A 24,967-nucleotide genomic window follows, 5' to 3' on the forward strand; every position below is an offset into this window, starting at 1 on the left:
GGCGCCCGGCCGGTTCCGACGGGCGTGACGCAGTGCCGGGTGGTCCGGCGGCGGGTGTCGAAGGAGGCGTGATGGGCAGGGGCGCCGAGGCGCCGGGCCGGGTCGACGGGCGCAGCGCCCGGGCGGAGCGGACCCGGGCGGCGATCGTCGAGGCGCATCTGGCGCTGATCTCCGAGGGCGACCTGCGGCCCACCGGGGAACGGATCGCGGAACGGGCCGGGATCTCGCTGCGGACCCTGTGGACCAACTTCAAGGACATGGAAACCCTCTTCGAAGCCAGTGGCGAGGAGGTGCTGCGGCAGCAGGAGGCGGCGTACCGGCCGATCTCGCCGAACCTGCCGTTGGCCAAGCGGGTGGACGCGTACTGCCGGCAGCGGGCCCGGTTGTTGCAGCTCATCGCGCCGTCGGCCCGGGCGGCGCAGATGCGTGAGCCGCTCTCTCCGCAGCTGCACCGGAACCGGCTCAAGCACATCGACCGGGTCCGGGCGGAGGTCGAGCAGCTCTTCGCGGTGGAGCTTGACCGCGCGGGGGCGGGCCGCGAGCAGCTGGTGCAGGCCGTGACGGTCGCCAGCATGTGGTCGGCGTGGTCGATGCTGCGCGACGGGCTCGGACTCGGGGTGGACCAGGCCCGGGCGGTGATGACCCGGACGGTCGGCGCGTTGCTGTCGACCGGCTCCGCCGATTCACCCTGATGTTTCCCGGCTCTTTCCTGTTGGTTACACATCAGCGACACTGACCTCATGTTCACTGCATCCCCAGTGCAAAAATCTGGGTTGTGGGGGCGGGTCGAGGAATGTCGCGCTCTCGACCGCCTGCTGTCGGCGGCGGCCGGGCACCAGGGGACGGCCGTCCTGTTCCACGGTGAGCCGGGCTCCGGCCGCAGTTCGCTACTACACGAGGCCGTCCGGCGGATCCGCCTCCGCCGCTGGCACCTGCTGATCTCGGCCGGTGTCGCCGACGAGGCCACGCTGCCGTACGCCGGACTGCACCGCCTCCTCGACCCGGTCCGGGACCAGGTGGCCGCCCTGGCCGACCGGCACCGGCTGCTGCTGCGGGCGGTGCTAGCCGGTGACGGCTGTCCGCCGCAACGACGACTCGCCCTGGCGATAGCCGTACGCGAGCTGCTGACCATGGTGGCGGCCGACGGTGTCCTGCTCTATGCGTTCGACGACCTGGATCTGGGCGACCCGGGCACCGCCGAGGTGCTCACCGCGGTCGCCCGCCGGCTGGCCGGCCGCCCGGTCGCCGGAGTGCTCACCGGGACCTGCGGTGTCGCCGGTGTCCCCGGCCACCGGCTCGGGCCACTCGACGACGACCAGAGCCGGGCCGTCCTCGCCGACCGCCTCCCCGTGCCGGTACCGCGGCACGTGCTCACCGCCCTGGTCACCGCCGGCGGCGGCAACCCACAGGCACTGGTGGACCTGGCCGCCGCCCTTGGCCCCGGCCAGCTGCGCGGGGACGAGCCGGTGCCGGACCTGCTGCCGGCCGACGGCGGCCTCGGCCGTGCCTACCGTGCCCGACTGGCGAACCTGCCGGACCGGACCCGTCGACTGCTGCTCGTCGCGGCCCTCGACGAGCGCCCGGATCAGCAGCTGCTGGCCCGGGCGGCGGCGGCGACCGGCACCGGGGTCGGCGATCTCGCACCGGCCGAGCACGCCGGCCTGGTCCGGGTCGACGGTGAGACGGTGACCTTCCCGCAGCGGTTGGCCCGCGCCATGATTGTGGCAACCGCGCCGTTGGCCGAACGGCACGCCGGGCACCAGCTGCTCGCCGGGCTGCTCGACCGACCCGAGCACCGGCTGCGCCGGGCCGTCCACCTCGCCGACGCGACCACCGGGCCGGCCCCTGACCTCGCCGACGAGCTGGAACGCGCGGCGTTCGCCGGTGGCGAGGACCGGGCGAGCGCGGCGTACGCGCTGCACCGGGCCGCCCGGCTCGGTCCTGAGCCGGCCCGCAGTGCCCGGTTGGTGGCAGCCGCGGGCTTCGCCTGGGCGGCGGGACAACCCGCGCGCGCCCGTCAGTTCCTGCGTGACCTGCCCGGATCCACCAACCCGTTGGCGTTGGCCGGCCGGGAGGCAGCGGCCGGCCGGGCGGATCTGCTCCGCGCGGAGATCGAACTGCGGTGCGGCGCGCCGACGCGGGCGTTACCGGATCTGCTCGCGGCGGCCCACCGGCTCGCTCCGTACGACCGCGCGTCGGCCGTCGCGGCACTGTCCGGGGCGGGCGAGGCGATCGGCTACCTCGGTGACCAGTACCGCTACGTCGACCTGGCGCGCCGGGCCGAGGCGCTGACCAGAGCGGACGACCCACCCGAGGTCGAGGTGATGGCGGCCCAACTCGTCGCGACGGCGGCGACGCTGAGCGGCGCGCACGACCACGCGGTCCCCGCGTTGCGCCGGGCGGTCGACCTCGGGATCCGGCTCACCGGGCCGCAGCGGACTCCAGCCGCGTTGAACTGCGCCGCAGCCGCCGCGCACCTGCTCGCCGCAGACCGTGAGGCGCACCGGCTGGCCGACGACGCGGTCGAGGTGGCCCGTGGCCGTGGGGAGCACTCGGGTCTGCCCCGGGCGTTGGAGCTGCGGGCCTGCGCCGAATACTGGCTCGGCCGGCACGGCGCGGCGGCCGCGAGCGCCCGCGACGGGCTGCGGACCGCGCGGTCGACCGGCCAGCAGAACTGGGCCGCGATCCACCTGGGTCTGCTGGCCGTGTTGTCGGCGGTACGCGCGGACCGGGCCGGCTGCCTGGACCGGATCCGGGAGCTGGGCGAGCTGACGGAGGGCCCGGATCCGGGCAGCCGGCCGCAGGCTCTGGCCCAGTGGGCACTGGCCGTGCTTGAACTGACCGCCGGGCACGCCGAACCGGCCCTGGCCCGGCTGCTGAGCCTGGCTCACCCCGGCACCGGCCGGGGACAGGTGCTGGTGCAGGTGATGGCCGCCCCGTATCTGATCGAGGCGGCCGCGCAGCTGCCCGGGCAACGTCGGACGGCCCGCAACGTGTTGGCGGTGTTCGACGCCTGGGCGGCCAGCACCGCCAACCCGGTCCGGCGGGCGCTGTCCGCCCGCTGCCACGCACTGCTCGCTCCGCGCGGTGGCGAGTCCGCGCAGGACTGGTACCGGACGGCGCTGCGGCTGCACCCGGTGGGCGCCGCAACGTTCGAGCGGGCCCGTACGGAGCTGCTGTTCGGCCGGGAACTGCGTCGATCCCGGCACCCCCGGGCCGCGCGTGAACATCTGCACTGGGCCCACGACACCTTTTTCGGGCTGGGCCTGACCGACTGGGCCGACCAGGCGGCCGCCGAGTTGCGCGCGGCAGGCGAGTTGCGCGTGCCAGGCGAGTTGCGCGCGGCAGGGCTGCTCACCGGGCAGCAGCTGCGGGTCGCCGAACTGGTCGTCGAGGGGGCGACAAATCGGGAGATCGCCCGCCGGCTCTTCCTGTCCACCCGGACCGTCGACCACCACCTGCGCAACGTCTACGTCCGGCTCGGCATCCGGTCCCGTACCGAGCTGGTCCGCGCCCTGACCGTCCCGGCCCGGCCGGCGCCGGCATGATCATGGCCGGCGCCGGCACCGGCGTGATCAGGGCAGGCACCGCTGCGGTCAGGGCAGGCACCGCTGCGGTCAGGGCCGGCACCCGCTGCGGTCAGGGCAGGACCACGGTGCGGGCGCCCTCGCCCCGGGCCATCCGGGCGAACGCCTCCGCGGCGCCGTCCAGGTCGGTGCGATCGGTGATCAGGACGGCCGGGTCAAGGTCGCCGGCGAGGAGATCCCGGGCCAACGCGGGCAGATCGCGGTCCGGGTCGGAGGAGCCGTAGACCGAGGAGCGCAGGGTACGGGCCGAATGGAAGATCTCCAGGGCGGAGAGCCCGACGGTGTCGTCGGCCGACCCCATCCCGACCACGGTGACCTGGCCGCCGCGCCGGGTGGCGCGCCAGGCGGCCCGGATGGTGCCGGCCCGCCCGACGCATTCGATGGCGTGGTCGACGCCCCGTCCGTCGGTACGGGCCCGGATCGCCCGGGTCAGCGCGGCGTCGGCGACCAGGAAGTCGGTGGCACCGGCCGCGACGGCCAGGTCCGCCTTGGCGGCGGCGAGGTCGACGGCGATCACTGGTGCCGCGCCGGCCGCCCGGGCCGCCCCGACGACCGACAGGCCGACCCCGCCGAGGCCGATCACCGCGACCGACTCGCCGGCCCGGACCCCGGCGGTACGCCGTACCGCGCCGGTTCCGGTCAGCACGGCGCAGCCGAGCAGCGCGGCCACCTCGTACGGCAGCCCGACCGGCACCCTGACGACGGCCTGCTCGCCGACGACCACCTCCTCGGCGAGCGCCCCGAGGCCGAGGGTGACGTGCAGCTGCTCGCCGGCCGCGGTGCGTCCCCGGGGGACCGAGGCGGCACCGGCGCGGTCGCACAGCCATGGTTCGTCGCGCTGGCAGTACCAGCACCGTCGGCACGGTGGTGCCCAGTTGAGCACCACCGGGTCGCCGGGCGCGACCCGGTCGACCCCCGCCGCGACCTCGAGCACCGTGCCGGCCGCCTCGTGCCCCAGTACGAGCGGGTACTCCGGCGTGATGGTGCCGTTCATCATGGACAGGTCGGAGTGGCAGACACCGGCGGCCCGGATACCGACCCGGACCTGACCGGGGCCGACCGGCGGTAGCGTGATCCGCTCGACCCGGGGCGGCTGCCCGGGAGCCCGGGCCACCACCGCCCGTACCGGGGATCCCGACGTCGCCACGTCGCCGGCCGGACCGGCGCTCATCGCTGGATCGCCTTGGTCTGCAGGAACTCGTCCAGCCCGTAGGTGCCGAATTCGCGGCCGAGACCGGACTGCTTGTAGCCGCCGAACGGGGCGAGCGGGTTGAACGCGCCCCCGTTGATGTCGACCATGCCGGTGCGGATCCGTCGGGCGACGCGTACCGCCCGTTCCTCGTCGGCCGACCAGACCGCGCCGGCCAGCCCGTACCGGGAGTTGTTGGCGACCGCGACGGCGTGTTCGTCGTCGTCGACCGGCAGGATCGCCAGCACCGGCCCGAAGACCTCCTCCTGGGCCAGATGGGCGTCCGGGTCGACGTCGGCGATCACGGTGGGGGCGACGTACCAGCCGCGCTCCGGCAGCGGGGCGTCCGGCCCGCCGGCGACCAGCCGGCCGCCGTCGGCGAGGCCGCGTTCGACGTGGCGGCGGACCCGGTCCCGCTGGGTCGCCGAGACCAGTGGACCCAGCCGCGTCCGGGGGTCGAACGGGTCGCCGGTCCGGTAGCCGTCCGCGACCCGGGCGGCCTCGTCGACCGCCTCAGCGTACCGGTCCCGGTGCACCAGCATCCGGGACCAGGCGGTGCAGGTCTGTCCCGAGTTGAGCAGGGCGTTGCCGACTCCGACCCGGACGGCGGTCGGTAGATCGGCGTCGGGCAGGATCACGTTGGCGGACTTGCCGCCCAGCTCCAGGGTGACCCGGGCGATCCGGTCGGCGGCCAGGTGGCAGATGTGCCGGCCGACGGCGGTCGAGCCGGTGAACGAGACCACGTCCACGTCGGGATGTGCGGCGAGTGCCGCGCCGGCCTCCGGACCGGTGCCGGTGACCAGGTTGACCACCCCGGGCGGGAAGCCGGCCTCGTCGATCGCCTCGAAGAGCAGGTACGCCACCATCGGTGTCAGTTCGCTCGGCTTGAGCACCACCGGACATCCGGCGGCGAGCGCCGGGGCGAGTTTGGCCATCATCTGGTGCAGCGGGTAGTTCCACGGGGTGATCGCCCCGACCACCCCGGCTGGTTCCCGCAGCACCAGCGAGTTGCCGACCGTCTCGGGCCGGGGCGGCTGGGCGGCCAGCTCGACGTAGCCCGCGAGCACGGTCAGCGGCAGGCCGACCTGGACGCGGGCGGCGACCCGCAGCGGGGTGCCGACTTCCCGGACGACCGTGTGCGTGATCTCCTCGGTGCGGGCGGTGAGCGCGGTGTGCAGCCGGCGCAGGCAGGCGGCCCGCGTCTGCGGTGCGGTGTCGGCCCAGCCGTCGAAGGCGGCGCGGGCGGCGGCGACGGCCCGGTCCACGTCGGCTGCCGTGCCGCCCGGCACGGTGGCGATCAGTTCCTCACTGCTGGGGTCGTGCACCGGTAGGCGTTCCCGGGTCGCGGCGGTGACCCAGCGTCCGGCGAGGTACAGGTCGGTCCGTTCGTCCACCATCGTGACCTCCGGAGCAAAAACTAGCGCTGCAAGTTTTTGACTCTAGTACGTCTCGTCGATCGGCGACAGGGGCGGCAGCGGGCCGACGGTGCGCTCGTAGGTCCGGGCAAGGCCATCGATCAGCGCCTCCAGGCCCAGCGCGAAGGCGCCCTCGTCGACCTGCTTCTGGTGTTCGGGGAGCCGGTGGGCCTGGCCGAGATGCGGGTACTGCTCGGCGTAGAACGCCGGGTCCTCGCCGAAGCCGCGCGCGAACGAGCCGAGTGCCGAACCGGTCACGAAGTAGCGCATCAGGGCACCGATGTGGGTGGCCCGGGCGGGCGGCCAGCCGGCCGCGACCAGGCCACCGTAGACCGCGTCGGCCATCGCCAGCGAGGCCGGCCGACGGCCGGGCCCCTGAGCCAGGTGCGGCACGATGTTCGGATGGGCGGCGAGCGCCGCCCGGTACGAGTACCCCCACCGGCGCAGCGCTTCCCGCCAGTCCAGCGTGCCGAAGAACGAGACATCCACCCGGGTCGTGACGTTGTCCACCACCGCGTCGATGATCTCGTCCTTGGTGGCGAAGTGGTTGTAGAGCGACGGACCGCGTACCCCCAGCGCGGCGGCGAGGCGGCGGGTGGAGAACGCGGCCAGCCCGTCCGCGTCGATCAGCGCCGCTGCCGTCTCGATGATCCGTTCCCGACTCAGCAGCGCCTGCCGTGGCCGTGGCATGGGTGATCTCCTCGGGCGACGGGTTCCTGATCGACTACGAACTCTGCCACAGCAGGTCTGGACGGAATAAAACTTGCAGCGCTAGTTTAATGCCCATGGACCTTCGCCTCTCCGCCGAACAGGCCGCGCTCCGCGAACTCGCCGCGCGGTTCGCCGACCGCGAGGTGGCGCCGTACGCCGCCGACTGGGACCGCCGGGAGGCGGTCGACCCGGCGATCGTCGGCAAGCTCGGCGAGGTCGGCTTCCTCGGCCTCACCATCGACGAGCCCTACGGCGGATCCGGCGGCGACCACCTGTCGTACTGCCTGGTCCTGGAGGAACTGGGTCGGGCGGACGCCGCCGTTCGTGGCATCGTCTCGGTCACCCTCGGCCTGGTCGCCAAGACCATCGCCAGCCACGGCAGCGACGAGCAGCGGACCCGGTGGTTGCCCCGGCTGTGCGCCGGAACGGCCCTGGGCTGTTTCGCGCTGACCGAACCGGACGTCGGCTCGGACGCCGCGTCGCTGACCACCCGGGCCGTGCGCGACGGCGACGACTGGTTGCTGACCGGCAGCAAGATGTTCATCAGCAACGGCACCACCGCCGACGTCGCCCTGGTGTTCGCCCGCAGCGGCGGGGCCGGCCCGCGGGGCATCACCGCCTATCTGGTCCCCACCGACGCCCCCGGCCTGCAGCGCCGCGAGATCCACGGCAAGCTCGGCCTGCGCGGACAGGCCACCGCCGAGCTCGCCCTCGACGGGGTCCGGGTGTCCGACGCCGACCGGCTCGGCCCGGTCGGCGGCGGCTTCCGGATCGCCCTCGCCGCCCTCACCAAGGGCCGGATGTCGGTCGCCGCCGGCTGCGTCGGCCTCGCCCAGGCCTGCCTGGACACGGCGGTACGGCACGCGGGCCAGCGGACCCAGTTCGGCCGGCCGATCGCCGGACACCAGCTGGTCCAACGGTTGCTCGCCGGGATCGCGGTCCGGACCGATGCCGCCCGGCTGCTGGTCTGGCGGGTCGCCGACCTGATCGACCGGGGCGAGCCGTTCGCCACCGAGGCGTCCATGGCCAAACTGTTCGCCAGCGAGGCGGCGGTCGACGCGGCCAACGACGCGATCCAGGTGCTCGGCGGGTACGGCTACATCGACGAGTACCCGGTCGGCAGGTACCTGCGCGACGCCCGGGTCACCACCCTCTACGAGGGCACCAGCCAGATCCAGGAACTGCTCATCGGCCGCGCCCTCACCGGCGTGAACGCCTTCTCGCACCCACCGTCCACCAGCTGAACCAGGGAGCACCATGTCCAGATTCACCGACCGTACCGCCGTGGTGACCGGCGCCGCCCAGGGCATCGGCGCGGCGACCGCGCGCCGGCTCGCCGGCGAAGGAGCCGCCGTGGCCGTCGTGGACCTCGCCGCCGACGGCGCCAGGACCGTCGCCGACGAGATCACCGCAGCCGGTGGCCGGGCCGTCGCGATCGGCTGCGACGTCACCGACGCCGACGCGGTGGAGGCGATGACCGCGCAGGTCGTGGAGACCTTCGGCGGCCTGCACGTACTGGTCAACAACGCCGGGATCACCCGCGACAACCTGCTGTTCAAGATGCCGGTCGAGGAGTGGGACGCGGTGCTCGCCACCAACCTGACCAGCATGTTCCTGTGCTGCCAGGCGGCCCAGCGGCAGATGGTCACCGCCCGGTACGGCCGGATCGTCAACCTCAGCAGCCGGTCCGCGCTGGGCAACCGGGGCCAGGCCAACTACGCAGCGGCCAAGGCCGGGGTACAGGGACTCACCGCCACCCTGGCGCTGGAACTCGGCCCGTTCGACATCGCGGTCAACGCGGTCGCGCCGGGGTACGTGGCGACCCCGATGACCGCGGCCACCGCGGTCCGCACCGGCAGCGACCCGGCCGCCCACCAGCAGCGGGCCGCCGAGCAGATCCCGTTGCGCCGGGTCGCCCAGCCGGCCGAGATCGCCTCGGTCATCGCCTTTCTGGCCAGCGACGACGCCTCGTACGTCACCGGGCAGACCCTCTACGTCAACGGCGGCGCCCGCTAGACCCGGCGCAGCGAAGGAGCGGACATGGACTTCGGACTCTCCACTGAGGAACGGGCGATCCGGGACACGGCGCGGGACTTCATCACCCGGGAGGTGGTGCCGCTGGAGTCGGAGCTGCTGCGCCGCGAGCGGGCGCACCAGCCCGGGCTGACCCGCGACGAGCTGCGCGAGCTGCAGCGCCGGGCCCGCACGTTCGGCTTCTGGGGCCTGGCCACCCCCGAGGAGTACGGCGGGATGGACCTGCCGGCCGTCATGCAGTCGCTGATCTGGACTGAGATCGGCCGGACGGTGGTGCCGTTCCGGTTCGGCGGCGAGGCGGACAACATCCTGTTCCGGGCCGACCCCGACCAGCGGCGCGAGTACCTGCTCCCGACCATCGAGGGGGAGCGCGCCAGCTGTTTCGCGATCACCGAGCCGGGCGCCGGTTCCGACGCGGCGAACATCAGGTTCCGCGCCCGCCGCGACGGCGACGACTGGGTGCTCAACGGGGAGAAGACCTTCATCACCGGGGGCAACGACGCGGACTTCGCCATCGTCGTCGCGGTGACCGATCCCGAACGCGACGTACGCGCCGGCGGGGCCACCGCGTTCCTGGTGGACCGGTCGATGGGGTGGCGCTCGGAGTTCATCCCCACGATGGGCGAGGGCGGCCCGGCGGCGTTGATCTTCGACGACGTACGGGTCCCGGGCCGCAACGTGCTCGGCGCGGTCGGCGAGGGGTTCCGGCTGGGCATGGAATGGATCGGCAAGGGGCGCTACACCATCCCCTCACACGCCGTAGGCATCGCCGAACGGGCCCTGCGGATGGCGATCGACCACGCCACCACCCGGCACACCTTCGGCCGACCGATCGGGGACAACCAGGCGATCAGCTGGATGATCGCCGACTCGGAGACCGAGCTGGAGGCCGCCCGCTGGCTCATCCTGCGGGCCGCCTGGACCGTCGACGCGGGTCTCGACCCACGCCACGCCTCCTCCATGGCGAAGCTCTACGGCGCCGGGATGGTCAACCGCGTGGTGGACCGGGTGCTGCAGATCCACGGCGGCATGGGCTACACCCGTGAGCTGCCGATCGAGCGGTGGTACCGGCTGGTCCGGCTCTACCGCATCTTCGAGGGCACCGACGAGATGCAACGGCTGATCATCGCCCGCGACCTGCTGCGCGGCTACACCATGTTGGGAGGGCATCTGGCATGAGGACCTTCGCCACCACCGAGGAGCTGGCCGCGGCCGTGGGTGACTCGCTGGGCCCGGGGGACTGGTTCCCGGTCGACCAGACCCGGGTCGACGGGTTCGCCGACGCCACCGACGACCATCAGTGGATCCATCTCGACCCGCAACGGGCGGCCGACGGGCCGTACGGCGGCACGATCGCCCACGGCTTCCTCACCCTGTCGCTGATTCCGGCCCTGATGCGCCGGCTCTACCAGGTGGACGGAGTGCGGATGGCCGTCAACTACGGGCTCAACAAGGTCCGGTTCCCAGCTCCGGTCCGCACCGGTTCCGCCATCCGGGCCGAGGCCGTCATCGCCTCGGTCGACCCGGTGGACGGCGGCGTTCAGGTGGTCATGGCGGTGACCGTGACCGCCGACACCGCAGGCAAACCGGTCTGCGTCGCCGAGACGGTGAGCCGGCTGCTGACCGGAGCGACCCGGTGACCGCCCTGTCGCTGGCCGCCGTGCTGGCCGAGAGCGCGCGGCGGCACCCGGACACCGTCGCGGTGGTGGACGGGGCGTCCCGGATCACCTACGCCGAGCTGTGGCTGGAGGCCCGCTGCCACGCCGCCGCCCTGGCCGAGCTGGGCGTGCGACCCGGCGACCGGATCGCGCTGTTCGCCCCCAACGTGGCCGACTTCCCCCGCGTCTACTACGCGGCGTTGGCGGCCGGCACGGTGGTCGTGCCGGTGCACCTGCTGCTCACCCCGGACGAGGCCGGGTACGTGCTGCGCGACAGCGGCGTCACGTTGGTGGTCTGCCACACCGCGCTGCTGGCGCTCGGTGCCGCCGCGGCCACGCTCGCCGGGGTCGAGGTGGTGACGGTCGGACCGGCGGCGCCCGGGTCGGACCTGCGGCGGCTGGAGGATGTCGGGGACGGCCTGGCACCACTGCCCTCGTACCGGACCCGGTCCGCGGCGGACCCGGCGGTGGTCCTCTACACCAGTGGGACCACCGGTACCGCCAAGGGTGCCCTGCTCACCCATCTCAACCTGGTGATGAACGCGACGGTCAACGCCTTCGACGCCAACGAGGCCCGGGCCAGCGACGTCGTCCTCGGCTGCCTGCCGCTGTTCCACAGCTTCGGCCAGACCGTCGCGATGAACGGCACCTTCCGGGTCGGCGCGACCCTGGTGCTGCTGAGCCGGTTCAGTGGCCCGGCCGCGCTCGACCTGATGGTCCGGGAACGGGTGGACGTCTTCCACGGCGTGCCGACGATGTACATCGCGTTGCTGGAGGCCGCCCGCAACCGGGAGGTGCTGCCGAGCCTGCGGCTGTGCATCAGCGGCGGGGCGGCACTGCCGACCACGGTCCTGGACCGCTTCAACACGGCGTTCCGGACGACCATCTACGAGGGGTACGGGCTTTCCGAGACCTCCCCGACCGCCACCACCAACCAGCCGTGGTCCGGCACCCGGGCGGGCAGCGTCGGGCACCCGGTCTGGGGGGTCGAGGTGGAGATCGCCCGCGCGGAGGTTGCGGACCGGATCGAACTGCTGGGCGTCGACGAGCTCGGTGAGATCGTGATCCGGGGACACAACGTCTTCGCCGGTTACCTCGGCCGTCCCGAAGCCACCGAGGAGGCGATCGTGGACGGCTGGTTCCGCAGCGGCGACCTCGGTCGCAAGGACGCCGACGGGTTCGTCTTCATCGTCGACCGGAAGAAGGAGATCGTGATCCGGGGTGGCTTCAACGTCTATCCCCGGGAGGTCGAGGAGGTCCTGGCCCGACATCCGGCGGTCGGCCAGGTCGCGGTCGTCGGCGTACCCGACGCCCGGCACGGCGAGGAGATCTGCGCGGTGGTCGTGCCGGACAGCACCGCCGGCCCGGTGCCGACCGAGGCCGAGCTGGTCGACTGGGCGCGTGGCCACCTCGGCCGGCACAAGTATCCCCGGATCGTGCGGTACGTCGACTCGCTGCCGCTCGGACCCAGCCTCAAGGTGCGCAAACGCGAGCTGCGGGAGTCGATGCGCCAGGAGATGGCGGTCGACCGGGCGGACCAGGGCTGACCGGTACGGCGGTCCCGGTCGCCGACCGGGACCGCCGTACCGGTGGCCGGGTCAGGGCAGCAACGCCCGGATCAGCGCGATGGCGACGAAGACGACGATGAAGGAGAGGTCGATGGCGGCGCCGCCGACGCGCAGCGGCGGCAGCACCCGTCGGACCGGGGCCAGCACCGGCTCGGTCACCGTGTGCAAAGCGGCGGTGGCGCGGGAGCGGAGCGAGTCACGCGGGCTCGGCCCGGCCAGCACGGTGCTCCAGTCGAGGATCGCGCGGGCGATGAGCAGCAACTGGAAGACCAGCAGTAGCAGACTCAGAAGTGCGAGCAGGGGACCCATCGGGGCAGACCTCCAGGACGACCGGTGAGCGTTCCACTATGCCTGGCGACCGTGTGTGGTCGCTGAGAATCGCCGGGGCGGACGAGGCGATCAACCGCGCTTGGCTGCCGGGCCATCCGGCACCGCCGGCAAATGTCGTACCGGGGCGGTAGCTTGCCTGGCGATGCCCGCACCAGACAGTCTCTCGCTCGCCCAGGCCCGCCGGATCGCCCTGGCCGCTCAGGGCTTCGCCGATCCCGCGCCGACCGGGGTGCCGACCCGTCGGCACCTGCGCCGGGTGCTGGACCGGGTCGGTCTGATCCAGATCGACTCGGTCAACGTCCTGCAGCGCGCCCACTACCTGCCGCTGTACAGCCGGCTCGGTCCGTACCCGACCGACCTGCTGGACCGGGCCGCCGGTCACGCCCCCCGGGAGCTGTTCGAGTACTGGGGCCATGAGGCGTCGTTGATCCCGGTCGATCTGCAGCCGGCGCTGCGCTGGCGGATGGCCCGCGCCCGCGACGACGCCTGGGGCGGCATCCGACGCATCGCCGTCGAGCAGCCGGAGCTGGTCGACCGGGTGCTCGCCGAGGTTCGCGCGCGCGGCCCGGTGACCGCCGCGCAGCTCGAGCAGGACGCGACACGGCCGAGCGGCAACTGGGGGTGGAACTGGTCGGCGGTCAAGACCGCCCTGGAGTACCTGTTCTGGGCCGGTGAGATCAGCTCCGCCGGGCGGACCAGCACCTTCGCCCGCCGCTACGACGTGCCGGAGCGGGTGCTGCCGCCCCGGGTCGTCGCCGCGCCGACGCCGACCGAGGCGCAGGCGCACCGGCAGCTGGTCGAGATCGCCGCCCGTTGCCTCGGCGTGGCCGCCGAGCCGGAGCTGCGTGACTACTTCCGGCTGTCGGCGGCGGCGGTCCGGCCGGTCGTCGCCGACCTGGTCGCCGACGGCATCCTGCGCCCGGTCCGGGTGCAGGGCTGGTCGCAGACCGCCTACCTGCACCACCAGACCCGGCTGCCGCGCTGGATCCGCGCCGCCACGCTGCTCAGCCCGTTCGACCCGGTGGTGTGGGAGCGGGCCCGCACCGAGCGGCTGTTCGGGCTGCGGTACCGGATCGAGATCTACGTACCTGCCGCGCAGCGGGTGCACGGCTACTACGTACTGCCGTTTCTCGAAGGCGACCGGCTGACCGCGCTGGTCGACCTCAAGGCGGACCGGGCCGCCGGGGTGCTGCGGGTGCCGGCCGCCTGGCCGGTGCCGGACGCCACCACCGATCCGGAGCGGACCGCGACCGCCCTGGCCGGCGAGCTGACCCGGCTGGCCGGCTGGCTCGGCCTGTCCGAGGTCGCGACACCGGCCGCCGGCGACCTGGCCGGCCCGCTGACCCGGGCGTTGCCCGCCGCCGGTACGCGCGGCGTGGTCGTTGGCTGACCGGGCGGGTGCGCGGCGTGGTCGTTGGCTGAGCCGGCGGGACCGGCCCGTGTACGGTGGGACGATCGGCATCGAGGGAGGCATGACGGATGGCGGGTCCAGACGGCGTGGCGGTGCAACGGCCCGTCGGTGACGGTCCGGCACCGCCCGGCGACGCCGGTCCCTACCCGGACGATCACTCCCACTATCACCAGCAGTACGCGTACCAGCCGCAGGCCCAACCGGACCGGTTCACCCGCCTGGTCAACCGGCTCTGGGCCCGATCGCCGCGCTGGCTGGCCCCGCTGGCGGTGCTCGGCTGTATCGGCGCGGCCGCCGGTTACACGGTGATCACCGATCCGACGACCAGCAGCGCGGAGGCGGCGCCCAGTTGTCTGCTGAAGCTGACCACCGGACTGGACTGCCCAGGCTGCGGCGGGACGCGGGCGGTCTGGTACCTGCTCAACGGTGATCTCGGCGCTGCCGCCCGGCACCACCTGCTGGTGGTCTTCGCCGTTCCGTTCCTGCTCTACGTCTACCTGGCCTGGGTCGGCCAGCAGCTGTTCCGCTGGCGGCTGCCGCAGCTGTCGCTCAGCCCGACGGCGGTCGGCTGGTCGCTGGGCGTCTGGCTGGCGTTCTCGGTGCTGCGCAACCTGCCGTGGGAGCCGTTCAGCTGGTTCTACGTCTGACCACCGCGGCCTGCCCAGCGGGCCGGCCCGAGCGGGAGGGCTGTGTTTGCCCGTGGTGCCGGCCGCAACTAGAGTCCGAGAAATGCCGGAAATCGTGTCGCCGCAGGTCACGCTGATCGCCTGGACCCAGTTCCAGCCGCCCGCCGACGTCGACTGGTCGACCGACGCCGACGGTGGTCAGGCCTTGGCCGAGTTCGCTGGCCGGGCCTGCTACCAGTCGTGGCGCAAGCCCAACCCGGCGACCGCCACCAACGCCGGCTACCTGCGGCACATCCTGGACAGCGGGCACCTGTCGGTGCTGGAGCACGGCAGTGTCACGTTCTACCTGACCGGGATCTCCCGGTCGCTGACCCACGAGCTGATCCGGCACCGGCACTTCTCCTACTCCCAGCTGTCCCAGCGGTACGTGCCGGAGCGCGACGCGGCCATGGTCGAGCCGGCGGTGATCGCCGAGGATCCCGAGCTGCACCAGCAGTTCGTCGCCGCCGCCGAGGCGAGCGTGCGGGCCTACACCGAGCTGCTGGAGGGTCTGGAGAAGCGGTTCGTCGACGAACCCAACCCGACGCTGCGCCGTAAGCAGGCCCGCCAGGCGGCCCGGGCGGTGCTGCCGAACGCCACCGAGACCCGGATCGTGGTCACCGGCAACTACCGCGCATGGCGGCACTTCATCGGGATGCGGGCCACCGAGCACGCCGACGTGGAGATCCGCGACCTGGCGGTGGAGTGCCTGCGGCAGTTGCAGCGGGTGGCGCCGAGCGTCTTCGCCGACTTCGAGATCAGCCGGTTGCCGGACGGCAGCGAGGTCGCCGCGAGCCCGTACACCCGGCAGGGGGAGTAGGCCGCCGGCCCGCACCACCAGCGCTGAGAACGCGATGCGGCCGTCCGATAGGTTGTCCGTATGACGCAGCACCACCTAGCCGGTCCCGGGGCGGGGACACCGACCCCGTTCGGGCGACTCCTGACCGCCATGGTCACCCCGATGAACGACGACGGCTCGCTCGACCTCGACGGCGCCGCCCGGCTGGCCAGCTACCTGGTCGACGAGCAGGCCAACGACGCCCTGGTGATCAGCGGCACCACCGGCGAGTCGCCGACCACCACCGATGCCGAGAAGGAGCAACTGCTCCGGGTCGTCATCGACGCGGTCGGGGACCGGGCCCGGGTGGTCGCCGGTGTCGGCACCAACGACACCCGGCACACGGTCGAGCTGGCGGTCGCCGCCGAGAAGGTCGGCGCGCACGGGCTGCTGGTGGTCGCGCCCTACTACAACAAGCCGCCGCAGGCCGGGGTGGTCCGGCACTTCACCGAGGTCACCGACGCGACCGGGCTGCCGATCATGGCGTACGACATCCCGCACCGCACCGGCATCGCGATGAGCAGTGAGACCCTGGCCCGGCTCGGCGAGCACGAGCGGATCGTCGCGGTCAAGGACGCCAAGGGTGACCTGGCCGCCACCTCCTGGGTGACCGGCCGCACCGACCTGGCGTTCTACTGCGGCGACGACGCGCTCACCCTGCCGACGCTGGCGATCGGCGGCGTCGGGCTGGTCGGCACCTCGACCCACCTGACCGGTGCGTTGACCAAGCAGATGATCGAGGCGTACGTCGCTGGCGAGCACGCCGCCGCGCTGGCCCTGCACCGCCGGTTGCTGCCGCTGTTCACCGGCATCTTCCGCAGCCCCGGCACGATCCTGGTCAAGGCGGCGCTCGGGGTGCTCGACCTGCCCGCCGGTCCGGTGCGCTCGCCGCTGGTCGAGGCCACCGACGCCGAGCTGGACCAGCTGCGGGCCGACTGCGCCGACGCCGGACTGGAGCTGCCGTGAGCCAGGCACACGTGGAGCTGGACCTGCCGCCGCAGCTGCCGCCGGGCGGGCTGCGGGTCATCCCGCTGGGCGGTCTCGGCGCGATCGGTCGCAACATGACCGTCTTCGAGTTCGACGGCAAACTGCTGGTGGTGGACTGCGGGGTGCTCTTCCCGGACGTGGAGCAGCCCGGGGTCGACCTGATCCTGCCGGACTTCGCCCCGATCCTGGACCGGCTCGCCGACGTCCAGGCGATCGTGCTGACCCACGGCCACGAGGACCACATCGGCGCGGTGCCGTACCTGCTCGCCCACAAACCGGACATCCCGTTGGTGGGCTCCCAGTTCACCCTGGCGCTGGTCGAGGCGAAGCTGGCCGAGCGGCGGATCGAGCCCTACACGTTGACCGTGCGCGAGGGTCAGCGGGAGCGGATCGGGCCGTTCGAGTGCGAGTTCCTCGCGGTGAACCACTCGATCCCGGATGCGCTCGCGGTGGCGATCCGCACCCCGGCCGGCCTGGTGCTGCACACCGGTGACTTCAAGATGGACCAGCTGCCGCTGGACGGGCGGATCACCGACCTGGCCGGCTTCGCCCGGCTCGGTGCCGAAGGCGTCGACCTGCTGCTGTCCGACTCGACCAACGCCGAGACCCCCGGCTTCGTCACCCCGGAACGCGACATCGGGCCGGTGCTCGACTCGATCTTCGGCAAGGCCACCGGCCGGATCATCGTGGCGAGCTTCGCCTCCCATGTGCACCGGGTGCAGCAGGTGATCGACTCGGCGTACGAGTACGACCGCAAGGTCGCGCTGATCGGCCGGTCGATGGTGCGCAACATGGGCATCGCCCGGGACCTCGGTCTGCTGCGGATCCCGGCCGGCCTGGTGGTCGGGCTGGACGAGGCGACGGCGCTGCCGCCGGACCGGATCGTGCTGATGTCCACCGGGTCGCAGGGCGAGCCGATGAGCGCGTTGGGCCGGATGGCGACCGGTGACCACCGGCACATCACCGTCGCGCCCGGCGACACCGTGGTGCTGGCCAGTTCGCTGGTGCCGGGCAACGAGACCTCGGTCTACCGGGTGATCAACCAGCTGGCCCGGGCCGGGGCGACCGTGATCCACAAGGAGACCGCCAAGGTGCACGTCTCCGGTCACGCGCCGGCGGGGGAGTTGCTCTACCTGCTCAACGTGGTGCGGCCGAGCAACCTGCTGCCGGTGCACGGCGAGTGGCGGCACCTGCGGGCGCACGCCCGGCTCGGCATCGAGTCCGGTCTCGACCCGCAGCGGGTGGTGCTCTGCGAGGACGGCGACGTCGTCGACCTGGTGGACGGGCACGCCACCCTGGTCGGGCACGTCAAGAGCCGGTACGTCTACGTCGACGGTCTCGCGGTCGGCGACGTCGGCGAGTCGCTGCTGACCGAGCGGCGGATCCTCGGCGACGGCGGGTTCATCGCGGCGACCGTGGTGGTCGACTCGGTGACCGGCAAGGTGGTCGGTGGGCCGACGGTGTCGGCGAAGGGCTTCTCCGAGGACCCGGAGGCGTTCAACGCGGTCGTCCCGTTGATCACCGAGGCGTTGGGTCGGGCCGCTGCCGACGGCATCACCGATCCACACCAGCTGCAGCAGGTGGTCCGCCGGATCGTCGGCCGCTGGGTCAACGACGCGTACCGCCGCCGGCCGATGATCGTACCGACCGTGGTGGAGGTTTGAAGACGTCCTGAGGCCCGCCGGGGCTGACCGGGCGGCCGGTCGACGGGCATACTGGTCGGACAGTTACCCACTGTCGTGACGAGAAGGCTGGCGTGCCAGGCGATCCCGGCTCCGGCGAGTCCCCTGCGGCGGCGCGGCGCAGGCTCCGACTCGCGCTGCGTCGCGCCCGGGAGTCGGCCGGGCTGACCCAGGGCAAGGTAGCGGACGCCCTCGACTGGTCGGTCTCCAAGGTCAACCGGATCGAGAAGGGCAGCGTCTCCGTCTCCACCACCGATCTGCGGGCCCTGCTGGAGCTGTACGGCGTGGTGGACGCCGACCGGGCCGAGCGGCTGCTGCGCGACGCCCGTACCTCCCGGTTGCGGGGCTGGTGGGACGAGCCGCGCTACCGGGAGCACCTGACTCCGGCGATGCTGCAGTTGCTGCAGTTGGAGGGCGAGGCCAGCGCCATCCGGGTGTTCCAGCCGACGTTGATCCCGGGGCTGCTGCAGACCCGCGAGTACGGCGAGTTCGTGTTGAACTTCTGGCGCAGTGAGCTGCCGGAGGCCGACCGGGCGCTGCGGCTCGAGGCCCGGCTGCGTCGCCGTGACCAGGTGCTGGACCGACCCGATCCGCCGGAGTTCCACCTGGTGTTGGACGAGTCGGTGCTGTGGCGCACGATCGGCGGGCCGCGGGTGATGGCCGGGCAGTTCGCCGCCCTGCTACGGGTGGCGCGGCGACCGAACGTGCGGGTGCGGATCGTGCCGTTCGCCGACGCGGCGATCATGGCGATGCTGGCGCCGTTCACGCTGCTCGACTTCGGCGACGAGGAGAACGCGCTGCTCTACCGCGAGGGCATCCTGCTGGACGAGATCGTCCACGCGGCGCAGCGGATCAGCCGGCACCGCGACTACTTCGCGCACATCTGGGACTCGGCCCACGACGAGGCGACCTCGGCCCGGTTGATCACCGAGCGGACGGCGGCGTTGACCGCCGATCTGCCGGTCGCGCAGGCCCCGTCCGTCGGTGGGTGAGTTCCGGTCGCGTATCGGCCGGGCCAGCTGCCGCGTTAACCAGGCAAATGCCGAATAATCGGCATTAAGTCTGAAGCGGAGGAAAAGCTATGATGCGGACATATCGCGGCTGGTGGCGGAGCAGCCGGTGCGACACCAACGCGTGCCTGGAAGCCACCGTGACCGCCTCCGGCGACGTGGCGCTGCGCGACTCGGCCGAGCCGGACGGGCCCTGGCTGGACGTCGACCGGCAGCAGTGGCGACGGTTCCTGCGCGGGGTCAACCGAGGCGACTTCGCCGGCCGGTAGGAGGCGGGTGGAGGCCGCCTCCCACCGACTCGGCCAAGGGTTCATACGCGGCGCTGCCCCGGGCGGTTCACCAACCCGGCTGTGACATTCGGCATCCGTACGGGTCGATCCATCGACCGGTGTCCTCCGTACCACCTGCCGGCGTCTACCCGACGCCAGCCGCAGAGGAGGTACGGATGCGTCGCCGCCGGATCGTCACCGCCGGAATCACCGTCGCCGCGGTCGGGCTGCTCGCCGCGGTGACCCTGCCGGCCGTTGCCGGCGACGACCCGACCGACGGCGACCCCGGCACCGGTCAGCCGGCCGGCACCGACGGTCAGCCGGCCGGCGCGCACGACGACCTCGTCGACGCGCTGCGTCGCGACCTCGGCGTCAGCGCGGCGGACGCCCGGACCCGGCTGGCCACCGAACGCTGGGCCACCCGTACCGTCGACGTTCTGCGGGCCGACCTCGACGCGGCGTACGCGGGCGCGTGGATCAGCCGCGACGGCGCCGACCTCGTCGTCGCGGTGACCGACCCCGCACAGCTGGACCGGATCCGCGCCGCCGGTGCCGAGGCCCGCCTGGTGGCCCGCAGCCAGCAGCAGTTGACCGGCGTGAAGGAGAGCCTGGACCGGGTGGGCGACGCCGCCAGCCCCGACCTGGCCGGCTGGTACGTCGACCTGGCCGACAACACCGTGGTGCTGCTCGCCCGGCCCGGCGCCCAGGCCGCCGCCCGGGACTTCGCCGCCGCCGCCGGAGTGCCGGCCGACGCGGTCCGGGTGGACGCCTCCGACGAGGCGCCGGTGCCGCTGTTCGACGTGCGCGGCGGCGACCCGTACTTCATCGGTGCCGGTGGCCGGTGCTCGGTCGGCTTCTCCGTGGTAGGCGGCTTCGTCACCGCCGGGCACTGCGGCCGCCCCGGCGACACCACCACCGGGTTCAACCGGCAGGCGCAGGGCGTGTTCCAGGCGTCGTCGTTCCCCGGCGACGACTGGGCGTTCGTCGCGGTCGACGACGACTGGACGCCGCAGCCGGTGGTCAACGACTTCAACGGCAACAACCTGCCGGTCGCCGGCAGCGTGGAAGCGCCGGTCGGGGCCAGCATCTGCCGCTCCGGGTCGACCACCGGGACCCGGTGCGGCGTGATCCGGGCCAAGGACGTCACGGTCAACTACCCGGAGGGTGCGGTCAGCGGGCTGACCCGTACCGACGTCTGCGCCGAACCCGGCGACTCCGGCGGTGCCTGGCTCTCCGGCGACCAGGCGCAGGGCGTCACCTCGGGCGGCTCCGGCAACTGCCGCACCGGTGGCGTCACCTTCTTCCAGCCGCTGGCCGAGATCCTGCAGGTCAACAACCTGACCCTGGTCACCACCGAGGACGGTGCGGCCCCGCCGACCGGCGCGCCGACCGCCGTACCGACGTCGGCGCCGACCCAGCCGGCGGACCCGCCGCAGAGCCCGTGCGCCGACCACACGGTGCTGCGTGACGGCGAACTGACCCGGGCCGGTGGCCGACAGATCCAGCCGGACGGACGGTTCTTCCGGGCCGGTGCCGGACGGCACAGCGCCTGCCTGCAGGCACCGGCCGGCACTGCCTTCCGGCTTACGCTGCAACGCTTCACCGCCGACGGCTGGCGTACGGTCGCCCGGGGCGACCGCGCCGGGGCCACGGTGACCCGGTTGAGTTTCTCCGGACCCGCCGGTGCCTACCGGTACCGGGTGCAGTCCGGTCGAGGCGTGGGTGGCTACCTCCTCGGGTTCTCGGTGAACTGACCGCCACCCGCCGCGCCGTCCCCGGGGACCGCCCTCCCCGGGGACGGCGCACTCCCCGTCGCACCGCTGAGTACGCGTACCCTGTCGGCCGTCGACCGGCGCTCGTAGCCTGGCCTACGGGGAGGTCACCATGGGCTACGAGCTGCTGACCGTCGTCATCCTGACGGCACACTTCGGGTTCCTCGCCTACCTGGCGGTCGGCGGGTTCCTGGCCTGGCGGTGGCCGCGGACGATCTGGCTGCACCTGACCGCGGCGGGTTGGGGAGTGCTGGTGGTGGCGGCCAACCTGAGCTGCCCGCTCACCGTCGCCGAGCACTGGTCCCGCCGCCGGGCCGGCCAGGTCGGCTTCGACGAGGGGTTCGTCGAGCGCTACCTGACCGGGGTGATCTACCCCGACCAGTACGCCTGGGCGGCCCGGCTGGTGCTGGCCGGGGTCGTCGTGGTCAGCTGGGCCGGGGTGCTCAGGGCAGTTCGGCGACGGCGTCGGCGAACTGCGCCCCGGTGATCACCGCCGCGTTCACCAGCGCGGCGAGCTGCGCCCCGCTGACCCCGTACGCCAGGTCGGTGCTCACGTCGCCGGCCAGGATCAGCTCGCCGGACCCGGTGTCGTGCACATAGGCCTTCGGCAGCAGCCGGTCGTGGTTCCACGAGTTGCAGAACCGGTACGCCTCGGCCAGCCGGTCCGCCGGCAGCCGCCGGTCGGCCAGCACCCGGCTGTGCAGCACCCGCTGCTGCTCGCCGAGTCGCTCGAAGTGGATCACCGCGTGTCCCCACTTGCCACCGACCACCCCGTTGTCGTCGACGAAGTACCGGTCGCCGCGTTCGTTGAGCGCCGCCGTGATGCCCTCCAGGGTCAACGGCGAGACCACGTCCGGGGTGCCGCCCGCTGGCGGTACGCCGACCTCGCCGCCGGTGGCCGGCTGATCGGCCGGCAGCTCGACGGCGTCGGTCAGCGGCTCGGCGGCCAGCCAGCCGGCGATCCGCCGCGACTGGTGGTCGGTGCCGTTGCGGGCGTCGAACCGGCCCGCCAGCTCGGTGGCGGCGGCGGCCAGCTGCGCGCCGAGCGTGGCCACCGGTAGGTCTGCGGCCGGCCGGTCACCGTACTCCTGCCGGTGGACCGTCTCGTCGCCGTGGCCGGCAGCGGCCGCCAGCCGGCAGACCAGGGCACCGGCGGCGGCGAACTCCATCGCCGAAGCGTCGTCGTAGGGCCGGTCGAGCCACTCCAGATGCTCCCCGAGGATCGCCAGGCCACGCTCATGCTGACCGACCGCCGCGCAGAACCGCAGATGCTCGGCCAGGTAGGGGAAGGCGTCGCGTTCGTGCCGGTGCCGCCGGTACGCCCGGACATGCGCCTGCGCCGCGTCGGCGTACCGGCCCAGCCGCAGGTACGGCATGATCACCGCGACCAGCGCCTTCTCCGGCTGCTCGGTGCAGCCGACCGCACCGCTGAGCACCGGTTCGGCGATCGCCAGCGCCGCCTCCCACTCACCCCAGCCGGCGAGCAGCTCGGCCTGGCGGGACGGGTCGCAGCCGGCGCAGTCGCTGTTCTCGTCCCGTGGGGCCGTGCGCCACCGGTCCAGCCACTGCCGGGCCTGGGCCTCGTCGCCGACATGGTCGGCGATCTTGCAGCGCAGGTTGTACACCGCCTGCAGGCTCTGCCCACTGGCGGTGAACCGGCGCTCCATGTCGTCCAGCGCGGCCCGGGTCTGCGCCAGACCCACCCGGGGCGTGCCGCGCAGCGTGGCGACCGCCCACTTGTGGTACCAGCGCAGCAGCTCGGCGTCCCACGGCTCGAACAGCTCCGGATAACGGTCGAAGGTGCTCAGACACCAGCCGAACGCCGGCAGCATCCGCCAGCGTTCGGTGTGGTGGTTGTACGTCTCGATCAGCGCCATCCGCGCGTCGAAGCCGATCCGTGCCTGCCCGGCCGCGTCGGCGTGCGCGGCGATCCGTTCCAGCTCGGCGATCTTGCCGTCGCCGTCGGGCAGGTCGGTGGCCTCGTCCAGCGCCTGGACCAGCTCCTCGGCGGTCACGGGGTCTCCTCGGTGGGGGTGCCCGGCCCGGCGGCCGGATCGGTGAAGGCCCGGTCCAGCAGGGCCAGGAAGGACCGGTTGAGCGCGGCGCTGTCCACCGCCCGCAACGGATGGTGACCGGCGAGCAGCGCCTGGCCGTACAGCGCCTCGACGGCGTTGCGCAGCGCCGCTCCCGCCGGTTGCCCGGCGAGCCGGCGGATCAGCGGGTGCCGCCAGTTGAAGACCAGCTCCGGGCGGTGGTCGACGTCGACATCGGCGAACGCGGACAGCACCTCCGACCACAGCTCGTCGGAGCCGGCCACCGCACGGCGCACACTGTCCTGCTCGCGGGCGGCCTGGCCGAGGACGTACAGGGCCGGCACCGTGACCGGGTCGAACTGCCGCAGCTGCGGTACGCAGTCCAGCTCGGCCAGCACCGCGCGGGCGGTGGCCAGGAAAGTCTCCGCCACCGCCAGCTGCCCGGGCGAAAGACTCTCCAACCGGGCGGCCAGCTCGCCAGGGTCCAGCCGGCGGGTACGGATCGCCGGGTCCAGCCGGGGCAGGCGCTGCAGGATCTCCGCGTCGTAGGCGTAGCCGGCGTTGACGATCGGCGTACCGGCGGCGGACGCGATCGCGGCCAGTGACCGGAACTCGTCGACCGTCTCCACGTACCGGATCATCGCCAGATGCTGGCGGAACAGCCGCAGCGGCATCATCCCCCGGCTGGTCTCGAACGGCAGCCACGAGTCGACCAGCCGCAGCATCTCGTCGTCGCGGACGGCGAGCGCCTTGACCCCGAGGTGGTGCACCCGCAGGAAAGCGGCGAGCCGTTCCGGCTGGCTGACCGACAGCTCCAGCAGCCAGCTGCGGATCTGCTCGCCGAGCCCGTCGCGGACCGCGCCGAGCAGGTCGTCCTCGTAGAGGGCCTCGCGGCTGGCGGTGGGGCGCAGCACGGAGGTGTCGACCACGCACCGGACGAAGAACGCCCACTCCGGCAGCAGTTTGCTGGCGTCGTCGCTGAGCAGCATCCGTTTCAGGTAGACCCGGTGGCCGCCCTGGCCGACCGTCGACGCCGACGGCAGCACGAAGCCGACGCCGACCAGCCCGGCTTCCGGCACCCGCAGGTCGATCACGTCCATCGGTCGGGCACCGAGCAGCGTCGCGCCGTAGTCCAGCAGCGCCTCCCGGCGGGCCGCCGGGTCGGCGTGGACCACCTCCCACGGGGCCTGCGGCTCGGTCAGCCGGACCGGCTCGCCTCCGGGCGGGCAGAACAGCACCGGGACGTCCAGCAGCCGGGCGTAGTCGCGGACCAGGTCGCGGACCTGGTCGGCGGCCAGCCAGTGTCCGGCGTCGGCGCGGGGACGCAGCGTGACGGTGGTGCCGACCGGTCCGCGTGCGGCGTCGTCGACCTCGGTGGTGTAGCGCCCGTCGGCGTACCCAATCCAGCGCACCGCCGGTCCGCCCCGGGCCGAACGGGTCACCACCTCGACGGTGTCGGCGACCATGAAGCACGACAGCAGGCCGATGCCGAACTGGCCGAGGAAGTCCTGCCGGGCGAAGCCCAGGTCGTCCCGTTTGGAGGTACGCCCGACGCTGGCCAGGAAGGTGTGCACCTGCGGTTCGGTCAGGCCGATGCCGTCGTCGTGCACCCGCAGGCCACCGTCGGCGGTGGGCTCGATCCGGACGGTACCGCCGGCCCAGTCGGGCTCGGCCTCGCGCCGGGCGGTGATCGCGTCGGTGGCGTTCTGCACCAGCTCCCGGGCGAACACCCGAGGGCTGGCGTACAGGTGGTGGCTGAGCAGGTCGACGATGCCGCGCAGATCGACCTGGAAACGGCGTTCCATCCG

General features: G+C 73.1%; 22 protein-coding genes. 16 read left to right on the forward strand and 6 right to left on the reverse strand.

From position 1 onward, the window contains the following. The first annotated feature begins 71 nt into the window (after positions 1-71). Together O7629_RS05970 and O7629_RS05975 are read left to right on the forward strand one after the other, a co-directional pair. Positions 72-692: a TetR/AcrR family transcriptional regulator gene (locus O7629_RS05970; RefSeq protein ID WP_278167988.1), complete on the forward strand. Its 621-nt coding sequence runs from the start codon at positions 72-74 to the stop codon at positions 690-692. Between the two features lie 48 nt (positions 693-740). Beyond that, complete coding sequence (locus O7629_RS05975; protein WP_278167989.1) at positions 741-3,548, forward strand: LuxR family transcriptional regulator; 2,808 nt, start codon at positions 741-743, stop codon at positions 3,546-3,548. A 91-nt stretch (positions 3,549-3,639) separates the two neighbouring features. On the opposite strand, the gene O7629_RS05980 is transcribed toward O7629_RS05975, so the two are convergent. The 3 genes from O7629_RS05980 to O7629_RS05990 are packed head-to-tail and all read right to left on the reverse strand — an operon-like array spanning position 3,640 to position 6,881. Continuing rightward, on the reverse strand, positions 3,640-4,758 hold the full coding sequence (locus O7629_RS05980; RefSeq protein ID WP_278167990.1) for an alcohol dehydrogenase catalytic domain-containing protein: 1,119 nt from the start codon (positions 4,756-4,758) through the stop codon (positions 3,640-3,642). Further along, positions 4,755-6,173: an aldehyde dehydrogenase family protein gene (locus O7629_RS05985; RefSeq protein ID WP_278167991.1), complete on the reverse strand. Its 1,419-nt coding sequence runs from the start codon at positions 6,171-6,173 to the stop codon at positions 4,755-4,757. The genes O7629_RS05980 and O7629_RS05985 overlap by 4 nt, the downstream gene beginning before the upstream one ends. Positions 6,174-6,215: 42 nt before the next feature. Then, positions 6,216-6,881, reverse strand: a complete 666-nt coding sequence (locus tag O7629_RS05990; RefSeq protein ID WP_278167992.1) for a TetR/AcrR family transcriptional regulator — start codon at positions 6,879-6,881, stop codon at positions 6,216-6,218. A gap of 95 nt (positions 6,882-6,976) precedes the next feature. Between O7629_RS05990 and O7629_RS05995 the strand changes: the two genes are divergently transcribed. From O7629_RS05995 to O7629_RS06015, 5 genes are read left to right on the forward strand one after another with little or no spacing between them, the layout of a single operon-like run. Further along, positions 6,977-8,146 carry an acyl-CoA dehydrogenase family protein gene (locus O7629_RS05995; RefSeq protein ID WP_278167993.1) on the forward strand — a complete coding sequence of 390 codons (1,170 nt, stop codon included), beginning with the start codon at positions 6,977-6,979 and terminating at the stop codon, positions 8,144-8,146. 13 nt (positions 8,147-8,159) lie between these two features. Continuing rightward, the gene (fabG, locus tag O7629_RS06000; protein WP_278167994.1) at positions 8,160-8,918 is read left to right on the forward strand and encodes a 3-oxoacyl-ACP reductase FabG; all 759 of its coding nucleotides are present in this window, start codon (positions 8,160-8,162) and stop codon (positions 8,916-8,918) included. Between the two features lie 24 nt (positions 8,919-8,942). Beyond that, complete coding sequence (locus O7629_RS06005) at positions 8,943-10,115, forward strand: acyl-CoA dehydrogenase family protein (protein ID WP_278167995.1); 1,173 nt, start codon at positions 8,943-8,945, stop codon at positions 10,113-10,115. Continuing rightward, a complete protein-coding gene (locus O7629_RS06010) occupies positions 10,112-10,576 on the forward strand; it encodes a MaoC family dehydratase (RefSeq protein ID WP_278167996.1) in 465 nt (154 codons plus the stop codon). The genes O7629_RS06005 and O7629_RS06010 overlap by 4 nt, the downstream gene beginning before the upstream one ends. Then, a complete protein-coding gene (locus O7629_RS06015) occupies positions 10,573-12,141 on the forward strand; it encodes a long-chain fatty acid--CoA ligase (RefSeq protein WP_278167997.1) in 1,569 nt (522 codons plus the stop codon). The genes O7629_RS06010 and O7629_RS06015 overlap by 4 nt, the downstream gene beginning before the upstream one ends. A gap of 51 nt (positions 12,142-12,192) precedes the next feature. Here the strand turns inward: O7629_RS06015 and O7629_RS06020 are convergent, their stop codons facing one another. Then, a complete protein-coding gene (locus tag O7629_RS06020) occupies positions 12,193-12,471 on the reverse strand; it encodes a YggT family protein (RefSeq protein ID WP_278167998.1) in 279 nt (92 codons plus the stop codon). 163 nt (positions 12,472-12,634) lie between these two features. Here O7629_RS06020 and O7629_RS06025 point away from each other — a divergent pair, with 163 nt between their 5' ends. The 9 genes from O7629_RS06025 (at position 12,635) to O7629_RS06065 (ending at position 21,613) form a co-directional block, all read left to right on the forward strand. Then, positions 12,635-13,882 (forward strand): crosslink repair DNA glycosylase YcaQ family protein, encoded by a 1,248-nt coding sequence (locus O7629_RS06025; RefSeq protein ID WP_278167999.1) that lies wholly within the window; start codon positions 12,635-12,637, stop codon positions 13,880-13,882. 89 nt (positions 13,883-13,971) lie between these two features. Beyond that, positions 13,972-14,550: a DUF2752 domain-containing protein gene (locus O7629_RS06030; protein WP_278168000.1), complete on the forward strand. Its 579-nt coding sequence runs from the start codon at positions 13,972-13,974 to the stop codon at positions 14,548-14,550. A gap of 82 nt (positions 14,551-14,632) precedes the next feature. Next, positions 14,633-15,388: an FAD-dependent thymidylate synthase gene (gene thyX, locus O7629_RS06035; protein WP_278168001.1), complete on the forward strand. Its 756-nt coding sequence runs from the start codon at positions 14,633-14,635 to the stop codon at positions 15,386-15,388. A gap of 60 nt (positions 15,389-15,448) precedes the next feature. Continuing rightward, positions 15,449-16,372: a 4-hydroxy-tetrahydrodipicolinate synthase gene (gene dapA, locus O7629_RS06040; RefSeq protein WP_278168002.1), complete on the forward strand. Its 924-nt coding sequence runs from the start codon at positions 15,449-15,451 to the stop codon at positions 16,370-16,372. Next, entirely contained in the window at positions 16,369-18,057 is a 1,689-nt protein-coding gene (locus O7629_RS06045) for a ribonuclease J (protein WP_278168003.1), read from the forward strand. Before dapA ends, O7629_RS06045 begins: the two co-directional genes overlap by 4 nt. 92 nt (positions 18,058-18,149) lie before the next feature. Beyond that, entirely contained in the window at positions 18,150-19,067 is a 918-nt protein-coding gene (locus O7629_RS06050) for a helix-turn-helix transcriptional regulator (protein ID WP_278168004.1), read from the forward strand. A gap of 92 nt (positions 19,068-19,159) precedes the next feature. Next, complete coding sequence (locus O7629_RS06055; protein ID WP_278168005.1) at positions 19,160-19,354, forward strand: DUF397 domain-containing protein; 195 nt, start codon at positions 19,160-19,162, stop codon at positions 19,352-19,354. A 176-nt stretch (positions 19,355-19,530) separates the two neighbouring features. Continuing rightward, complete coding sequence (locus O7629_RS06060; protein WP_278168006.1) at positions 19,531-21,108, forward strand: S1 family peptidase; 1,578 nt, start codon at positions 19,531-19,533, stop codon at positions 21,106-21,108. Positions 21,109-21,238: 130 nt separating this feature from the next. Further along, the gene (locus O7629_RS06065; protein WP_278168007.1) at positions 21,239-21,613 is read left to right on the forward strand and encodes a DUF2784 domain-containing protein; all 375 of its coding nucleotides are present in this window, start codon (positions 21,239-21,241) and stop codon (positions 21,611-21,613) included. Here O7629_RS06065 and O7629_RS06070 read toward each other — a convergent pair. Together O7629_RS06070 and O7629_RS06075 are read right to left on the reverse strand one after the other, a co-directional pair. After that, positions 21,570-23,141, reverse strand: a complete 1,572-nt coding sequence (locus tag O7629_RS06070) for a YbjN domain-containing protein (protein WP_278168008.1) — start codon at positions 23,139-23,141, stop codon at positions 21,570-21,572. The two genes, O7629_RS06065 and O7629_RS06070, sit on opposite strands and share 44 nt — an antisense overlap. Then, the gene (locus O7629_RS06075) at positions 23,138-24,964 is read right to left on the reverse strand and encodes an HSP90 family protein (RefSeq protein ID WP_278168009.1); all 1,827 of its coding nucleotides are present in this window, start codon (positions 24,962-24,964) and stop codon (positions 23,138-23,140) included. The genes O7629_RS06070 and O7629_RS06075 overlap by 4 nt, the downstream gene beginning before the upstream one ends. Positions 24,965-24,967: the final 3 nt, after the last annotated feature.

The sequence above is a fragment of the Solwaraspora sp. WMMD792 genome (assembly GCF_029626105.1).
In the GTDB taxonomy this organism is placed as follows: domain Bacteria; phylum Actinomycetota; class Actinomycetes; order Mycobacteriales; family Micromonosporaceae; genus Micromonospora_E.